This window comes from Pseudomonas sp. PDM18 (assembly GCF_014852585.1).
GTDB lineage: Bacteria > Pseudomonadota > Gammaproteobacteria > Pseudomonadales > Pseudomonadaceae > Pseudomonas.
This window is the reverse complement of sequence record NZ_JACVBX010000001.1, coordinates 968,980-984,577: the sequence shown is the minus strand read 5'-3', so window position 1 is coordinate 984,577 and position 15,598 is coordinate 968,980. Positions and strand designations below refer to the sequence as shown.

14 protein-coding genes are annotated in these 15,598 nt (G+C 65.9%); 4 read left to right on the top strand and 10 right to left on the bottom strand.

Annotated features, from left to right (window positions below; genetic code table 11):
- Nucleotides 1-905: 905 nt before the first annotated feature.
- The 8 genes from IB274_RS04790 to IB274_RS04755 form a co-directional block, all read right to left on the bottom strand.
- Nucleotides 906-2,000, bottom strand: coding sequence for a DUF1513 domain-containing protein (locus IB274_RS04790; RefSeq protein WP_192430874.1), 1,095 nt, complete (start codon nucleotides 1,998-2,000; stop codon nucleotides 906-908).
- A 24-nt stretch (nucleotides 2,001-2,024) separates the two neighbouring features.
- Nucleotides 2,025-3,086, bottom strand: coding sequence for an imelysin family protein (locus IB274_RS04785; RefSeq protein WP_192430873.1), 1,062 nt, complete (start codon nucleotides 3,084-3,086; stop codon nucleotides 2,025-2,027).
- A gap of 15 nt (nucleotides 3,087-3,101) precedes the next feature.
- The gene (locus IB274_RS04780; protein ID WP_192430872.1) at nucleotides 3,102-4,526 is read right to left on the bottom strand and encodes a di-heme oxidoredictase family protein; all 1,425 of its coding nucleotides are present in this window, start codon (nucleotides 4,524-4,526) and stop codon (nucleotides 3,102-3,104) included.
- A 199-nt stretch (nucleotides 4,527-4,725) separates the two neighbouring features.
- Nucleotides 4,726-6,057 carry an imelysin family protein gene (locus IB274_RS04775; protein WP_192430871.1) on the bottom strand — a complete coding sequence of 444 codons (1,332 nt, stop codon included), beginning with the start codon at nucleotides 6,055-6,057 and terminating at the stop codon, nucleotides 4,726-4,728.
- Between the two features lie 278 nt (nucleotides 6,058-6,335).
- Nucleotides 6,336-8,417, bottom strand: a complete 2,082-nt coding sequence (locus tag IB274_RS04770) for a putative bifunctional diguanylate cyclase/phosphodiesterase (RefSeq protein ID WP_192430870.1) — start codon at nucleotides 8,415-8,417, stop codon at nucleotides 6,336-6,338.
- A gap of 193 nt (nucleotides 8,418-8,610) precedes the next feature.
- Complete coding sequence (locus IB274_RS04765; RefSeq protein WP_192430869.1) at nucleotides 8,611-9,192, bottom strand: superoxide dismutase; 582 nt, start codon at nucleotides 9,190-9,192, stop codon at nucleotides 8,611-8,613.
- 326 nt (nucleotides 9,193-9,518) lie between these two features.
- Nucleotides 9,519-10,121 carry a LysE/ArgO family amino acid transporter gene (locus IB274_RS04760; RefSeq protein ID WP_192430868.1) on the bottom strand — a complete coding sequence of 201 codons (603 nt, stop codon included), beginning with the start codon at nucleotides 10,119-10,121 and terminating at the stop codon, nucleotides 9,519-9,521.
- Between the two features lie 3 nt (nucleotides 10,122-10,124).
- The gene (locus tag IB274_RS04755; RefSeq protein ID WP_192430867.1) at nucleotides 10,125-10,532 is read right to left on the bottom strand and encodes an ACT domain-containing protein; all 408 of its coding nucleotides are present in this window, start codon (nucleotides 10,530-10,532) and stop codon (nucleotides 10,125-10,127) included.
- A 93-nt stretch (nucleotides 10,533-10,625) separates the two neighbouring features.
- On the opposite strand from IB274_RS04755, the gene IB274_RS04750 reads away from it, so the two are divergent.
- Entirely contained in the window at nucleotides 10,626-11,531 is a 906-nt protein-coding gene (locus tag IB274_RS04750; protein WP_192430930.1) for a LysR family transcriptional regulator ArgP, read from the top strand.
- On the opposite strand, the gene IB274_RS04745 is transcribed toward IB274_RS04750, so the two are convergent.
- The gene (locus IB274_RS04745) at nucleotides 11,518-12,579 is read right to left on the bottom strand and encodes a saccharopine dehydrogenase family protein (RefSeq protein ID WP_192430866.1); all 1,062 of its coding nucleotides are present in this window, start codon (nucleotides 12,577-12,579) and stop codon (nucleotides 11,518-11,520) included. The two genes, IB274_RS04750 and IB274_RS04745, sit on opposite strands and share 14 nt — an antisense overlap.
- Before the next feature lie 194 nt (nucleotides 12,580-12,773).
- Here IB274_RS04745 and IB274_RS04740 point away from each other — a divergent pair, with 194 nt between their 5' ends.
- Nucleotides 12,774-13,763: an NAD-dependent epimerase/dehydratase family protein gene (locus IB274_RS04740; protein WP_192430865.1), complete on the top strand. Its 990-nt coding sequence runs from the start codon at nucleotides 12,774-12,776 to the stop codon at nucleotides 13,761-13,763.
- A 33-nt stretch (nucleotides 13,764-13,796) separates the two neighbouring features.
- Here IB274_RS04740 and IB274_RS04735 read toward each other — a convergent pair whose 3' ends face one another.
- Nucleotides 13,797-14,087 carry a hypothetical protein gene (locus IB274_RS04735; RefSeq protein ID WP_318652850.1) on the bottom strand — a complete coding sequence of 97 codons (291 nt, stop codon included), beginning with the start codon at nucleotides 14,085-14,087 and terminating at the stop codon, nucleotides 13,797-13,799.
- Nucleotides 14,088-14,339: 252 nt separating this feature from the next.
- Here IB274_RS04735 and IB274_RS04730 point away from each other — a divergent pair, with 252 nt between their 5' ends.
- Entirely contained in the window at nucleotides 14,340-15,179 is an 840-nt protein-coding gene (locus IB274_RS04730) for an ATPase (protein ID WP_192430863.1), read from the top strand.
- A gap of 190 nt (nucleotides 15,180-15,369) precedes the next feature.
- Entirely contained in the window at nucleotides 15,370-15,597 is a 228-nt protein-coding gene (gene feoA, locus IB274_RS04725) for a ferrous iron transporter A (RefSeq protein WP_024762599.1), read from the top strand.
- The last annotated feature ends 1 nt before the right edge of the window (nucleotide 15,598 follow it).

Below are 15,598 nucleotides of genomic sequence, written 5' to 3'. Positions count from 1 at the left end.
CGCTGGCGGCACGGTCGATGCCCTTCACCGCGACGTCACCGGCGCGCGGGTCACTGCCGGCGGCGACATAGGCGTCGCGGCCCTTGCGGTAGGCCTGGCCGAGCTGGCGATGCTCGTCGCGCAGACGGGTGACCTGGGCCTTGAGCGTCGCATCATCCGCGGCGTTCTGCTCCAGGCGCTGGAGCAGGTCCTGCACGGCGCGTTCCTGGTCTTCGAACTGGCTCCAGTACTTGTTCAGGTCCGCCGGCTGCTGGCCGCGAAGCAGGACGTTCTTCCACTCCTGCACCTGGGCCTTGAAAGCCAGGTTGGCCTGGTCCACGAGTTGCGAGGATTGCAACGGGCCGTCCAGCAGGCGCTGGTAGGCGCTGACGCTGCCGGACAGGAAATGGAAGCAGGCGAGGGCGATCAGCAGCACGAGCAGCAGGCTGCCGCCCAGCAGCGAAAGGATCTGGGTACGCAGGGAAGTATTGGGGGACATCTTGTTTACGCCTCTAAGACGCAGGGTGGGATCGGTCAGCTTTTGCATCGGCCGGGTGGGTGTCTTCCTGAGGACAGGCAGACGAGTGGTAGGGGTTTTCGGGCGCTCTGGTACGGGCGTTCTGGCCTGATGCCATGGGCTGCCGGTGTCGCAGGAGCGGATTCATCCGCGATCGCTATCCGGCGGTTCCGAGCTTGACGGTTGCACATCGCGGACGGAGTCCGCTCCTACGGGAAACTTCTGTACACGGGCCGGCCCTCACCCTAGCCCTCTCCCGGAGGGAGAGGGGACCCAATGGTGCAGGATGAAACCACAGCGTCAGCCGGCACGGTCTGCCCCCTCTCCCTGAGGGAGAGGGTTGGGGTGAGGGGGAAATGCAGGCGCCGAATTATCCGGGAGAAGACAGTTGCTCCTACGCTCGCCGGAGTCAGGCCAGGTGCAGGTGGTTGTCCCAGAACGCCGGGGGCAGGTCCAGCGGCGTGCCGGCAATGCGTTCGCCGCGGCAGTCGTAGAAGCGGCAGCGGCCCTGGCCGGAGGTGACGACGAAGCCGTCCTTCACCGCGCCGACGCCGGCGCAGTCGGGCAGCGGCGCGTCCAGGCGCACGGCGCCGGAGTCCAGGTCCCAGATGAAGAAGCGGTTGCCGCGCGGGGCGGTCAGGGCGACCAGGCGCAGGTCGTTGTGCACGGCGACGCTGGCGGTGTACTGGGTCATCGCCAGGCGCTGCTCGTCGGCCAGCGGGAAGGCCTGGAAGGCCTCGCCGGGGCGCTTGATGGCAAGCAGGTCGGCGCGATCATGGGCATCGCCCATGTACTGCTGCCCGGCGACGATGGTGCCGTCCGCGGCGATGGCCAGGTGGCGCACGCTGTTCATCGGCTGCGGCAGGGTTTCCTTGGAGATCAGCACGCCGTCGCGCTGCATCAGCACCAGGCTCGGCTCCATGGCGTCGAGGTTCATCTCAACGCGGCTTTCGGCTTCGGTACGGATGCCGCCGTTGGCCACCACCAGGGTTTCGCCATCGGGCATCCAGGACACCTGGTGCGGGCCGAGGCCGTGGGTGGAGACCTCGCCGGCGTGGCTCAGGCGCTCACCGTCGAAGCGGTATACGCCGAGCAGGCCGCGGCCCGGATCGGAGGTGTCGTTCTCGGTGGCGTACAGCCACTCGCCGTCCTTGTGCCACACGCCGTGGCCGTAGAAGTGGCGGTCCGCCTGCGAATCGACGGTCTGCAGCAGGCGGCCGTCGTTCAGGTCGATCAGGTAGCTCTGCCGGCCCGGACGACGGGCGACGAACAGCGCCAGCGGCAGGCTGGGATGCTGCACCACGTCGTGGCAGCGCAGGCCGACCTCGGTGGCGAAGGCGCAGCTGCCGTCCAGGCGATAGCCCACGGCATAGTGCTTGCCATCCGCGTCGTCACGGGCGGACAGCACCAGGGGCTCCTTGCCCTTGCGTGACAGCGTCCAGCCGCAGAAGGTCAGGGCGCCGAGCAGCAGGCTGCCCAGGCCGATCACGTGACGTCGCAACATGGTTTTCACCTCGTCCGCTCTCGATCAGTCGCCGTCGTTGGCGTTGAAGCCCAGCTGCACGCCCAGCGCCTTCGCCAGGTCGCTCTCGTGCAGGCGGTGGACGACGTTGAGACTGTCGTACAACTCATTCAGCTGCTTGAGGCCGGCGTCGTCCTTGAGCAGTTCGCTGAGCGGCTGGTTGATCGCCTTCAGCTTGCCGTGGACATCGGCATAGGCCGCGTCGATCTTGCCGGCCAGCTCTTTCTGTTCGGCCGGCAGCAGGGCGCGCAGGCCCTTCTTGTCGGTGCCGTCCCACAGCGCCTGGGCGCCGGTCAGGCTGGCGTCCAGGCTCGCCAGGGAGGCGTCGCTGCGCCAGCCTTCGGCCTGGAACGGCTGCGGGATGCCCTTGCTTTGGCGGCCCAGCGGGGTGCCGAGTTTCTTCTTCAGCATGTCCAGCGCGGTGACCTGCACGCGTAGCAGTTCGGCGATGGCCTCGTGGGCATCGGCGTAGCGCTCGTTGGGGAACTTGGAGAGCTGGGCGAGCATGCCGCCGTCCTGCTTCCACTGCGCCAGGATGCTTTCGGCCAGGGTTTGCTGGTGCGCACCGATAGCTTCCAGCAGCGGGCAGTAGCGAGCCTTGGTCTCGGCGTTGGCCAGGTCGATCTTCGCATCGAAGAGGATGTATTCGTAGGCGGTCAGGCCCTGCACCACGACGCTGGATTTATCCAGGGTCTCCGGGGATATCGCGTTGCCGCTGCTCAGCAGTTGCTCGACCTGGCGCGCCACGAGGTTCTTCTTGTCCGGCCAGAACTGTACCTGCCAGGAGCGGTTGCCCTCGGCCAGCGGGCCGACCAGCAGCGGCTGCAGCTCGGCCCAGGCCTTCTGCGCGGCCATGAAGTCGGCGCGTGCCTTGGTCAGGTCTTCCTTGCCCTGGCAGTAGGCCAGGGCGCTGGCGGCCAGCGCGCGGTCGGCGTCGACCCAGCGGCTGTAGGTCGGCAGGATCACCTGCTGGGCCAGGGTGGCGCTGGTGGTGGCCTGCGGGTCGGTGGGCGAGCAGGCGCCCAGGGCGATGGCGAGGCTGGTGATCAGAAGTCGGGGGCGGAACATGGTGGGCTCGGCTCCTTAGAGTGAGTTCAAAAACGCCAACAGGGCATCGCGCTGCCCGGCGTCGAAATTCAGTACGCGTTGCTTGGCCGCTTCGGCTTCGCCGCCATGCCAGAGCACGGCTTCGAGCAGGTTGCGGGCGCGGCCGTCATGCAGGAACTGGGTGTGGCCGTTGACCGTTTCGGTCAGGCCGATGCCCCACAGCGGCGCGGTGCGCCAGTCGCGGCCGCTGGCAAGAAATTCCGGGCGATTGTCCGCTAGTCCCTCGCCCATGTCATGCAGCAGCAGGTCGCTGTAGGGGCGGATGACCTGGTTGGCGAGCTCGGGCTCGGCGGCATTGATGCCGGTGGTGAACTTGGGCGTGTGGCAGCTGGCGCAGCCGGAATCGAAGAACAGGCCCTTGCCGGTGAGCACCTGCGGGTCGTCGACTTTGCGCCGTGCCGGCACAGCGAGGTTGCGGGCGTAGAAGGCGACCTGGTTGAAGATGTGCTGGCTGACTTCCGGTTTGCCGCCGTCGATGGCTTTCAGGCAATCGACCTGGGCCTGGGTGCAGTCATCGCTGGGCAGCAGGTCGCTGGTCAGGCCCATGTCGCCGGAGAAGGCGTGGGCGTTCTGCTGGGCGACGTTGGGTTGCCCGGCCTTCCAGCCGAAGCGGCCGAGGACTGTGGCCTGTTTCTCGTCGTCCCAGACCCGGTTCGGCCGGCCGTGGATGCCGTCGCTGCCCTTGGCCTGGAGGTCCGCGTTGGCGAGGATGTCCGCCTCGCTGATGGACTCCAGCAGGCCCAGGCCGATCATCGGCGGGGCGATGCGGGCGGAGAACAGCGTGTCCGGGTGCATCGGCCCGTAGCCCAGGTCGCTGATGCGCAACATGGGCTTGCGCAGCTCGACCACGGTGCCGTCCTTGAAGCTGACCTTCACCGGCTCGTAGTCCACCCGCACCTTGCCCTCGGGTGCCACGCCGGGGATGGCCGAGTCCTGGAACTGGCCGCCGTACACCGGCTCGGGCACCACGCCCAGGCGCTTGATGGTTTCGATGTCGGCGGAGCCGGCGGGAATCGACAGGCGCACCAGCATCGATACGGCGTTGACGTCGTTCAACTCCGGCGGATGGCCACGGCCGTCCTTGATGTGGCAGTTCTGGCAGGCGTTGGTGTTGAACAGCGGGCCGAGGCCATCGCGGGCTGTGGTGGTGCTCGGCGCAATCACCCAGGGGTTGCGGAAGAAGCTGTTGCCCACGGCGAAGTCAAGGCGGCGGCTCGGCGTGAGGTTGCCCGAGGGCATGGAGAAGGCGTTACGGTCGCTCTGCTTCACCGTAGTGGCGCCGCCAGAAAGTGCTTCGCCAGGCTCGGCCACGGCGTGCTGGGAGGTCTCCGGCTTGCATGCGGCAAGGGCGAGGGCAGACAGCAGCGGCACGAGGCACAGGGCGGTACGGCGGTGGAGCATTGGCGGGGGTTCCAGGGCGGTATATGGCAGCACGCCATGGTAGCAGGGGTGTCAAATGCAAATATGAAAAATTTGTATTTGCGAACGACATCGTTTGCCGTCCAGAAATGACAAAGCCCCGCGAGGCGGGGCTTTGCCTTGGTTTCAAGGTCGCTGCGGCGTGGAGCCGCAGCGCCTGCAACCCTTCAGGTCAGGCTGATCAGAATTGGTGATCGGCGTTGTCCGGCTTCAGGTCCTGCACGCCGACCGCGGTGGCGGCCTTCTCGATGGCGCCGGTCTGCTTGACCAGCGAGGCGATGGCGTCACGGATCTTCTGCTGATCGTCCTTGTCTTCCGGGGCGATCATCTGGTCGAAGTGCACACCGTCCTTCTCGGCACGGTCGACGATGATTTTCATCTTGGCTTCGGTGTTGGCCAGGTCATTCTTCAGATCGGTATCGGCGGCGGCGTCGACCTTGGCGACCAGGTCGGACAGGCTCGGGCCCTTCACGACGCTGCCGTCGGTGCGCTTGTATTCGCCGGTGTAGATATTGCGAATGCTCTTGGCATTGAAGAACAGGGTGTTGTGGGTGTTGTCGCTGAAGCAGTCGTGCTCGTCTTCGGTGGAGTTGGCTTCCAGCGCGACCTTCATGCGCTCGCCAGCCAGCTCGCCGAGGGACAGCGAGCCCATGCCGAAGAACATCTTGCGCAGGTTGTTCTCGGCGGTGTCGGCCTCGACCTTGGCGCGGTAGTTGTCGGCAACGCCGGCCTTGAAGTTGCCGTGCATTTCTTCCAGGTCGGAAACCAGCAGGTCGGTGACGGCCTTCAGGTAGGCGGCACGACGGTCGCAATGACCGTTGGTGCAGTCCTTGCCCTGGGCGTAGTCGGTGTACTTGCGATCGCCGGCGCCCGGCTTGGTGCCGTTCAGGTCCTGGCCCCACAGGAGGAATTCGATGGCGTGGTAGCCAGTGGCGACGTTGGCTTCGGAACCGCCCAGCTCGTTCAGGCCCTTGAGCTTCTCGCCGGTGATTTCCTTGACGTCGATCTTGTCTTCGCCAACCTGGATCTCGGTGTTGGCGACGATGTTGGCACTGGCGCCAGCGTTGCCTTCAGCGTGCTGATAGTCCTTGGCGACGTAGTCGATCAGACCTTCGTCCAGCGGCCAGGCGTTAACCGCGCCTTCCCAGTCGTCGATGATCGAGTTGCCGAAGCGGAAGGCTTCGCTCTGCGAGTAGGACGGGCGGGAAGCGATCCAGGCTTCGCGGGCGGCCTTCAGGGTTTCTTCGCTGGGCTTGGCGATCAGCGCATCGACGGCGGTCTGCAGGGCCTTGGCGGTTGTCAGGGCGTCGCCGTAGGTGGCTTCGGCGATGTCCAGGTAGTTCTTCACCACGGCCTTGACCGCAGCCTCGTCGACCTTGGCAGCCGCCGGTGCAGCGCTCTGCGTGCTGGGCGCCTGCACGGCGGGGGCTTCGGCTTTCTTGTCATCGCCGCAGCCGGCGAGGGAAATGGCGATGGCGAGCAGGCTGGCAGTGGCCCAGGGCATACGAGTCATGACGGGTTCCTTTGCATGGAAAAGAGGCGCACGTAAAAAGGACTGCGCAAGAAAATCCGCAACATAATGCGAAAGATTTGCATTTTTGAAAAGGGCGTTCGATAGCGCGGTTCGGTCGCGGGGCCAGCAAGTCGCTATCAGCGCGCAGGGAGAGTCGTTCTTTGTAGGGACGAGCTTGCTCGCGAACCTCTTGGCACCGGCGCTCGGGCTGTTCGCGAGCAAGCTCGCTCTTACAGGGAGGATTCGGCGTGAGGAGGGGCGTTTTCCACCCGAAGGGATCAATGCCGCTCGACGGACCCGCCCGGATTGCCGCCGGCCGCTTCGGCCAGGCGCCGCGCCTGCTTGAGATACAGGGTCAGCTCGCGCGCCGGCAGCGGCTTGCTGTAGAGGTAGCCCTGACCTTCGTGGCAGCCCTGGGCAATGATGTAGGCCTCCTGCTCGACCGTCTCCACGCCCTCGGCGATCACCTGCATGCCCAGGCTCTTGCCCAGCTGGATGATGGCGCGAACGATGGTGGCGTCATCGTCGTCCAGCAGCAGGTCCTGAACGAAGCTCTTGTCGATCTTGATCTTGTCCAGCGGCAGGCTCTTCAGGTAGCTCAGCGAGGAGTAGCCGGTGCCGAAGTCGTCGATGGCGATCAAGGCGCCTGCGCGGCGCAGGCTGAGCAGGTGCTGGGCGGCGGTGGAGATGTCCTCCATCAGGCCCGTCTCGGTGACTTCCAGCTCCAGCGAGCGTGGCGGCAGGCGGTGCATCTGCAACAGGTTGCTGACCACCCGCGGCAGGGCGTTGTGGCGCAGCTGCACGGTGGACAGGTTGACCGCCAGGCGCAGGTCGTCGAAGCCCTGGTCGTGCCATTCGCGCAGTTGGCGGCAGGACTGGTCGAGTACCCATTCGCCGATGCTGAAGATGCTGCCGTTCTGTTCTGCCAGCGGAATGAACAGGTCCGGCGCGACCCAGCCCTGGGTCGGGTGCTGCCAGCGCAGCAGCGCCTCGACGCCGACCACGCGGTGATCGCGGTAATCCACCTGCGGCTGATACACCAGGTGCAGTTCGTTGCGCGCCAGGGCTTCGCGCAGGTCCTTCTCCAGCTCGCGGCGGCGGCGCATCTCGCTGTCGACGCTGGCGATGTAGAACTGGTAGCGGTTGCGCGAGCGGCTCTTGGCCAGGGTCATGGTCTGCTCGGCTTTCTGCAGCAGCTTCTCGGTGGTCTCGCCGTCCTCGGGGAACAGGGTGATGCCGATGGTGGCGCGCAGGTGCACTAGGTGCTGGTCGAGCTCGAAGGGAGCTTCGAGATCGTCGAGGATCTGCTGGGCCAGCTCCGCCGCTTCGTAGGGCTGTTCGATGTCGGCCTGGACCAGGGCGAACTGGTCGCCGCCCAGCCGCGCCAGGGCGCCGAGGTGTGCGCTGCGGGTGCGCAGGCGGTCGGCGAGGGCGATCAGCAACTGGTCGCCGAACTGGTAGCTGTATTGCTCGTTGATGCCCTTGAAGTCATCCAGGCCCAGGCAGAGCACGGCGACGCGGCGTTGCAGGCGCGAGGCGCCTTCGAGTATCTGGTCCAGACGCTGTTGCAGCAGCTTGCGGTTGGGTAGGCCGGTGAGGAAGTCGTACTGGGAGATGCGCAGCAGGCTGTCTTCGGCCTCCCGGCGCAAATGGCCGTTGCGCTCGATAGAGGCCAGCAGCTGGTTGGCGGTATTCACCCATAAACCCAGCTCGTCCTTCTCGTGGCCGTCGGGCATCGGCAGCTTGTGCTGGCTGGGGCGGTCCGGGTTGATCGAGGCAAGGTGCTCGATGATCTTCGACAGCGGCTTGGTCAGCAGCCAGTGGTAGACCATGAACAGCACCAGACTCAGGGCCATGGCGCGTAGGATGCCGGAGATGAAGATGATCACCGAGGTGGCGACGAAGTCGTCGCCATAGGGGGCGGTGTCGAGGGTGATCTTCAGGTCGCCGTAGTACTCGTTGGAGCCGCCACGGCCGGCGAGGCGAATGGAGTAGTTCTGCTCGGCGCCGAGGATCGGGTCGGTCAGCCAGCGGGTGTTGGAGTCCAGCAGCGGGCGGGATTTCTCCGCCAGCATGGGTTCGTCGGGATGGCCGATGGCGGCGTAGCGCACGGCTTCGTGCTGGAACAGGCCTTCGAGGACCTGCATCGCCATGTCGCGGTCGAGGCTGTAGACGGCCTGGGTGGACGGGTCGCGGACCATCGCCAGGATGCGCTGGGCATCGTTGTGCACGGCCTGGCGGGCCTTGTGGGCGTCATAGACGATCTGGGCACAGCTGAGTACCACTCCGACCACGAGGGCCGCGAGCAATACCATTCGCAGCAGCTTGAGGGAGAGGCTGTGCCGGGGATCCAGTTTCAAGGGCTTTCCTTGTTTCTCGCCAGGGGCGAACGACTGGGGCTGAGTATTGGCAATTGGCGCAATGACGTCAAAGGGCCATCGTTGTGTTTCGTGACTGTACCGGCCTTTCAGGTTAGCTGACACGAAGGTGATACGCGTCCATTACGAAAAAACCCGGCGCAAGGCCGGGTTTTTCCTATCAAGCAGGGTGCATTCAGGCAGCGAACTGCTCAGCCACGAAGTCCCAGTTGACCAGGTTCCAGAACGCCTCGACGTACTTCGGACGCAGGTTGCGGTAGTCGATGTAGTAGGCGTGTTCCCAGACGTCGCAGGTCAGCAGCGGGGTGTCGCCGCTGGTCAGCGGGCAGCCGGCGCCGATGGTGCTGGCCAGGGCCAGGGAGCCGTCGGCTTTCTTCACCAGCCAGCCCCAGCCGGAGCCGAAGGTGCCGATGGAGGTCTTGCTGAACTCTTCCTTGAACTTGTCGAAGGAACCGAAGGCAGCGTTGATGGCATCCGCCAGGGCGCCGGAGGGCTGGCCACCGCCGTTGGGGCTCAGGCAGTTCCAGTAGAAGGTGTGGTTCCACACCTGGGCGGCGTTGTTGAAGATGCCGCCGGAAGAGGTCTTGACGATGTCTTCCAGGCTCTTGCCTTCGAACTCGGTACCCGGAACCAGGTTGTTCAGGTTCACGACGTAGGTGTTGTGGTGCTTGTCGTGGTGGAATTCCAGGGTTTCCGCGGAAATGTGCGGCTCAAGGGCGTTCTTCGCGTAAGGCAGCGGCGGCAATTCGAAAGCCATGGTCTCTCTCCTATCTCACTCAGTCTGGGCTAGCGCGACGTGCGCGCGACCGGTACACGGGGCCGGTTCGATGTTTGTCGCGGCATCCGGGCGTAGCTGCAATGCGCCCCATCAAGGGACAGGCAGCGCGCCAGTTGCGTCCGGAAGGCTCAGAGCCCGCCGGCGCCGCGAAGGTCCGATCATAGCACCCGACCTGCGGCATATCCACGCAGCAACTGTAGGGGCAAAGGCCCTGCACAGCGGCTTGCGTCGGAGCGCGACGCTCACTATGCACAGACCGGGATGACGGAACGTCGTTCGAAAAGCTTCCCTCGGCGGGCCGCAGATCAGTTGGCGAACACCAGTTGCGCGGCCATGCCCAGCATCATCACCGCGACCATCAGGTCCACCAGGCGCCAGGTCGCCGGCCGCGCCAGCCACGGCGCAAGCCACGCGGCGCCGAAGGCCAGGGTGAAGAACCACAGCAGAGAGGCGCTGGCCGCACCCATGGCGTAGGCGCCGGGCGCTGTCTGCTGGGCGCCGAGTGAGCCGATCAGCAGCACGGTGTCGAGGTAGACGTGGGGGTTGAGCAGGGTCACCGCCAGCGCTGCCATCAGCACGGTGCGACGTGAACGCGGGCCGGTTTCCTGGGCATCGGCCATGGCTTCGGGTGCGACTGCACGACGCAGTGCCTTGAGGCCGTACCAGACCAGGAAGGTGACGCCGCCCCAGCGCGCGATGGCCAGCAGCGTCGGGTTCTCGGCGAGGACCTTGGCCAGGCCGAACACCCCGGCGCTGACCAGGATGGCGTCGCACAGCACGCACAGCGCGGCCACTGACAGGTGATGTTCGCGGCGCAGGCTCTGGGCGAGGACGAAGGCGTTCTGTGCACCGATGGCGATGATCAGGCCGGCGGCGACCAGCACTCCATTGAGGTAGCTCTGCCACATGATTCAGGCTCCTTCCGGGTTGCGGGCGAGGGCGCGCAGCACGTCCAGCGCTCGCGGGCCGTCGGCGTAGGCGACGAACAGGTGGTCGTGGTACCAGGCGGCGATCACGTTGCAACTGATTCCGGCCTTGGCCAGGGCGCCGGCCACGGCAGCGGTGAGACCGACCGCCTGCAACGCCGAGTGCACTTCCAGGGTCAGCCAAGCGGCGACGTAGTCGAAGGCCAGCCCGGCTTGTTCGGCTTCGGCGCGCGACAGGATCAGCGTCAGACCCTCGCTCTCGCGGAAGCTGCCCAGCGGCTGCAGGCCGGTCGGGAGCTGGCCGTCCGGCAGGGTGCAGAAGACGTACTCGCCGTCGTTGAGCACCGGGGTCATGTCGCGCAGCAGCGCGGCCAGGGAGGTTTCGCCAGCCATGGTGGGCAGTCCATAAAGAGTGGGAATGCTGGCGATTGTCCGGCTTTGGCCTGTATAAGAAAAAGCAATACTGCTGATATCTCATTAGGGAAACTGATCATGTTCGACTACAAGCTGCTTGCCGCCCTGGCCGCCGTGGTGGAACAGGGCGGTTTCGAACGCGGCGCCCAGGTGCTGGGGCTGTCGCAGTCGGCCATTTCCCAGCGCATAAAGCTGCTCGAAGCGCGGGTCGGCCAGCCGGTGCTGGTGCGCGCGGCAAGGCCGCAGCCGACCGATCTCGGCCAGCGCCTGCTCAACCATGTGCAGCAGGTGCGCCTGCTGGAGGGCGATCTGCAGCAATGGGTGCCTGCGCTGGATGACGGCGCGGCGCCCGAGCGCCTGCGCCTGGCGTTGAACGCCGACAGCCTGGCCACCTGGTGGGCGGACGCGGTCGGCGATTTCTGCGGCGAGCGCCATGTGCTGTTGGACTTGGTCGTGGAGGACCAGGAAGTCGGCCTCAAGCGCATGCGCGCGGGTGAGGTGGCCGGCTGTGTCTGCGCCAGTCCGCGCCCGGTGGCCGGCGGGCGATCCGAGCCGCTGGGCGCCATGCGCTATCGCGGGCTGGCCAGCCCGGAATTCATCGCCCGGCACTTTCCCAAGGGCGTGAGCCCCGCCGGGCTCGTGCGTGCTCCGGCCATCGTCTATGGTCCGGACGATCAACTGCAGCACCGCTACCTGAGGGACCTCGGCGTCGATGGCCACTTCAGCTATCACCTGTGCCCGTCCTCCGAAGGCTTTGTGCGCATGACCAGCGGCGGCCTCGGCTGGGGCCTTGTTCCCGAACAGCAAGTGCGCGGCGAGCTGGAACGCGGTGAGCTGGTGGACATGCTGCCGGGGCAGGTGATCGACGTTCCCCTTTACTGGCACCACTGGCGCAACGGCGGTGAGTTGCTCACTGCGCTGACCCGCCACCTGCTGGCAAAGGCGCCGGGGCTCATGGTGCCGATCAGCCGCGAATGACGATGCTCCCGCTGCCCGGCAATTGCTCGATGCAGCGCGCGCCGAAGAGTTTCGACGGGGTGAAGTAGCCGACCGTATTGGGGTTGGCCAGCAGGTGGCGCACCGCGAAGATCACGCCGTGGATAGTCACGTCGTAGCCGTTGGCGGTTTCCAGCCGTGCAGTGCGGCGCTCGCCACGGGCGTTGCGCACTTCGCCCCAGACCCAGGTGCGCAGCTTGCTGCGGGCCAGTTCGTCAGGGCCGCGAACGCGCTTGTCTACCTGTTGCTTGAGCCAGTCCTGCACGCGGTCGCGGCCCAGCAGCGGGCGCAAACTGTCCATCACCCGCATGCCGATGGCGGCGGCCGGCGGTACGGGCAGGTAGACCTCGATGTCGCCGATACCGGTGGAGTAATAGGCCGTCGCGACGTCGCCCCAAGGAATGGTCACCGCGTGCTTGAGGCCACGGCCGAAGTCGATGTCGCGGCGCTTGTAGCCCAGCGGCACATCACGCAGACGCCCGGCCTCGCGCACCTTACCGCCCAGCTTGAGTCCTTCCACGGTGGTCTTGGCGGTGCCTGGCGAGAGACCGCTGCCGCTGTCGAAGCCCAGTGCCAGGTGCGCGGCATCGGGCATGGCTTCCTTCAGGCAGGCGGCAACGCAGTCGGTGGGGATCACATCGAAGCCGACGCCGGGGCAGATCACTACGCCCGCCGTGCGCGCGACTTCGTCGAGGCTGTGGGCGTATTCGAAGACGGAAATCTCCCCGGTGATATCCACGTAATGCGCGCCGCTCGCGATGCACGCCTCGATCATCGGCGCGGCGGTGGCGGAGAAGGGCCCGGCGCAGTTGGCGACCACGCCGACATCTTCCAGCGCGGCCAGGGCGGCGGCGCTGTCGTTCAGGTCGAACACCCGGCATTCCAGGCCCAGTGAACTGCCCAGCGCATGCAGGCTGGCCGGGTTGCGGCCGGCGAGGACAGGCTTCAGGCCCTCGCGCTGCGCCTGCTCGGCCACCAGCCGGCCGGTGTAGCCGTTGGCGCCGTAGATCATCCAGTGGGGCTTGCTCATCATGCGGCCTCGGTAGAAAGCGAAGGGTGTTTCAAGGGTAGCCGCAACCGCCCGCTGCATGTCGCCGATCGCAAGTCGTGCAACCCTGGTGCAGCGGCGCGGTCTGCAAGGATTCGTTTCTGGCGTGCAAGGCCAGAGTAGTACGGTGCGGCGCCTGCTAGAGTCGCCGGACTATAAGAACGGGAGTGGCGTGCATGAAGATTCTGGTCACCGGAGCCAGCGGGTTCATTGGCGGGCGTTTCGCCCGTTTTGCCCTGGAGCAGGGGCTGGCGGTGCGGGTGAACGGGCGCCGCGAAGAGGCGCTGCAGCCGCTGGTGGCGCGTGGGGCCGAGTTCATGGCCGGCGACCTGTCGGACCCGGCGCTGGTCCGCGCGCTGTGCAGCGGCGTCGATGCGGTGGTGCATTGCGCTGGCGCGGTGGGTGTGTGGGGCAGCCAGGACTATTTCCACCAGGCCAACGTGACCATGACCGAGTCGGTGGTCGAGGCCTGTCTCAAGCAGAAGGTGCGCCGGCTGGTACACCTGTCGTCGCCGTCGATCTACTTCGATGGCCAGTCCCACGTCGGTATCACCGAACAGCAGGTGCCCAAGCGCTTCGCCAACCACTACGGCTCGACCAAGTACCAGTCCGAGCTGGTCGCCCTCGGTGCCCAGGAGTTCGGCCTGGAAGTGCTGGCGCTGCGCCCGCGCTTCGTCACTGGCGCCGGCGACACCAGCATCTTCCCGCGGATGATCGCCGCGCACCGCAAGGGGCGCCTGCGCATCATCGGCCAGGGCCTGAACAAGGTGGATTTCACCAGTATCCAGAACCTCAACGACGCCCTGTTCGCCAGCCTCATGGCCGGGGACGAGGCGCTCGGCCAGGCCTACAACATCAGCAACGGCCAGCCGCTGCCGCTGTGGGATGTGGTGAATTACGTGTTGCGTCGCCTGGACATGCCGCCGGTGGAGCGACACATGCCCTACAGGCTGGCCTACAGCCTGGCGCTGTTCAACGAGTGTGTGTGCAAGGTCCTGCCCGGGCGCCCGGAACCGACCCTGCATCGCCTGGGCATGGCAGTGATGGCCAAGGACTTCTCCCTGGATATCTCCCGCGCCCGCCAGTACCTCGACTACGACCCGCAGAACAGCCTGTGGGATGCGCTGGACGAGTTCTGCGACTGGTGGCGGTTGCGCGGGGCCTAGCGGGCGACGTCGCTCCTACAAAAGATGCAGGCTTTAGCGAGAGGGACGGGCACCGCCGCGCAGCGGGCCGGAATACTGCTGGTCGCCGCCGCCCTGCACCGGCAGGAAACTCGGCTCCTGCACCACGCGGGGCAACTGCACGCCGCTCAGCTCGCTCAGGCGTTCGCCCAGCTGGCGCGTTTCTTCCCGCGCTGAGTCGGCGCAGGCGCGCAGCATCCGCTCGATGGCGTCGCTCTGCTGGTACTGGATCTCCAGTGCCTGCTCTTCACGCAGACGGCGGCGCAGTTCGCGCATGCAATCCAGGATGGCCTTGTTGAGTTCGATCACCCGACTTCCTCCCCGCGAAGGGCGCCAAAGCGGCGCCAAGTACCAGGAGCGAGAGCAAGGGGCGTGCCACGATGTCGCAAAGCCACTATTGGCGGGTCGCCTGGGGAACTGCGACCTCCGTCACGGGTCTTCTGTGCGCCGACGAGGTGCGTGACGCCCTGTGATGGCACGCTGCTCTCAGTCTCATGCGAACGGATATACTGCGCCCTGCGCAGGCAACACGCCGCTTTATCCCCACAGGTTCATTCCATGCGTAACGACACGTTCGACGAATTCGATGATGTGCCCCACCTGTCCACCGACGCCGCCGATCGCGACGAGTTCGGTCATCACCCGCGCCGCGTGGTCGAGCCCAACGGCCGCCCGCAGCCCCAGCCGGTGAAGCGTGGCGGCGGTACCGGAGCGCTTTGGGCATTGGTTGCGGCCATGGCCATCGCCCTGGGCGGCGTGGGCTGGTGGAGTCACCAGCAACTGATGCTCATGGAGCAGCAACTCATTGCCACCCAGGAAAGCTTCGCCAAGATCAGCGAGGAAGCCGCCGGTCGTCTGGATGACATTCGTGGCAAGTTCGTCGCCAACGAGTCCAACGTCATGACCGACCGCGAAGCGCTGAAGTTGCAGGTCAAGCAACTGCAGGGCCGTCTCGCCGAGCAGGCCAAGGCCCAGCAGGCCTCGCTGTCGGAATTCGACGGCGCCCAGGGCAAGCGCCTGGCGCAGGTCAGCGCCGAGCTCAAGGAGCAGCAGGAAAGCGCCGCGCTGCTCATGCAGCAACTGGACGTCAGGCTCAAGTCCATCACCGACGAGCAGGCCAAGTTCAAGAACGTGCAGGCTGATCTGACTGCCGCCAACCAGCAGATTCAGGCGCTGAACACCGAGATCGCCAACCTGAAGAAGCAGGGCAACCAGAGCCAGGCGATCAAGAGCCTCCAGGACGACCTGATGCTGCTGCGCGCCGAGGTTGACGGCCGCCAGGGCCAGGCCAGCAACGATACCAAGGAGTTCGACGTGTTCCGCATCCAGGTGATGCGCAACATCAATACCCTGCAGCAGCAGATGCAGAACCTTCAGCAGCAGATCAGCACTCGCTGATGGCGCTGCAAACGAAGAAGCCCCCGCACTGAAAGGTCCGGGGGCTTTTTGTTGGCCATGCCTCTTTCTGGGTAGCGACGGCAAAACTTGTCCTGAATCAGTTTCAGCGCAGGGTATCGGGCGAATAATTGCAAACAAATGAGAGTCATTCTGATTCTCCCTTGTTCGATCATCCGCCCGGAGGCACCCCATGCACGATCTTCAAGCGCAACGCCGGTACCGCATTGCCGGATACCGCCCCGGGATCGGCGCCGCCTTCCGTCAGCGACTGTTCTCCATGGGGCTATTGCCGGGCGCCGAGTTGAAGGTGCGCCGAGTCGCGCCGCTGGGCGATCCGGTGCAGGTGGATACCCGCCAGTGCAGCCTGGTGCTGCGCCGCCGCGACCTGGCCTTCCTCCAGCTCGAAGCGCAGGACTGAT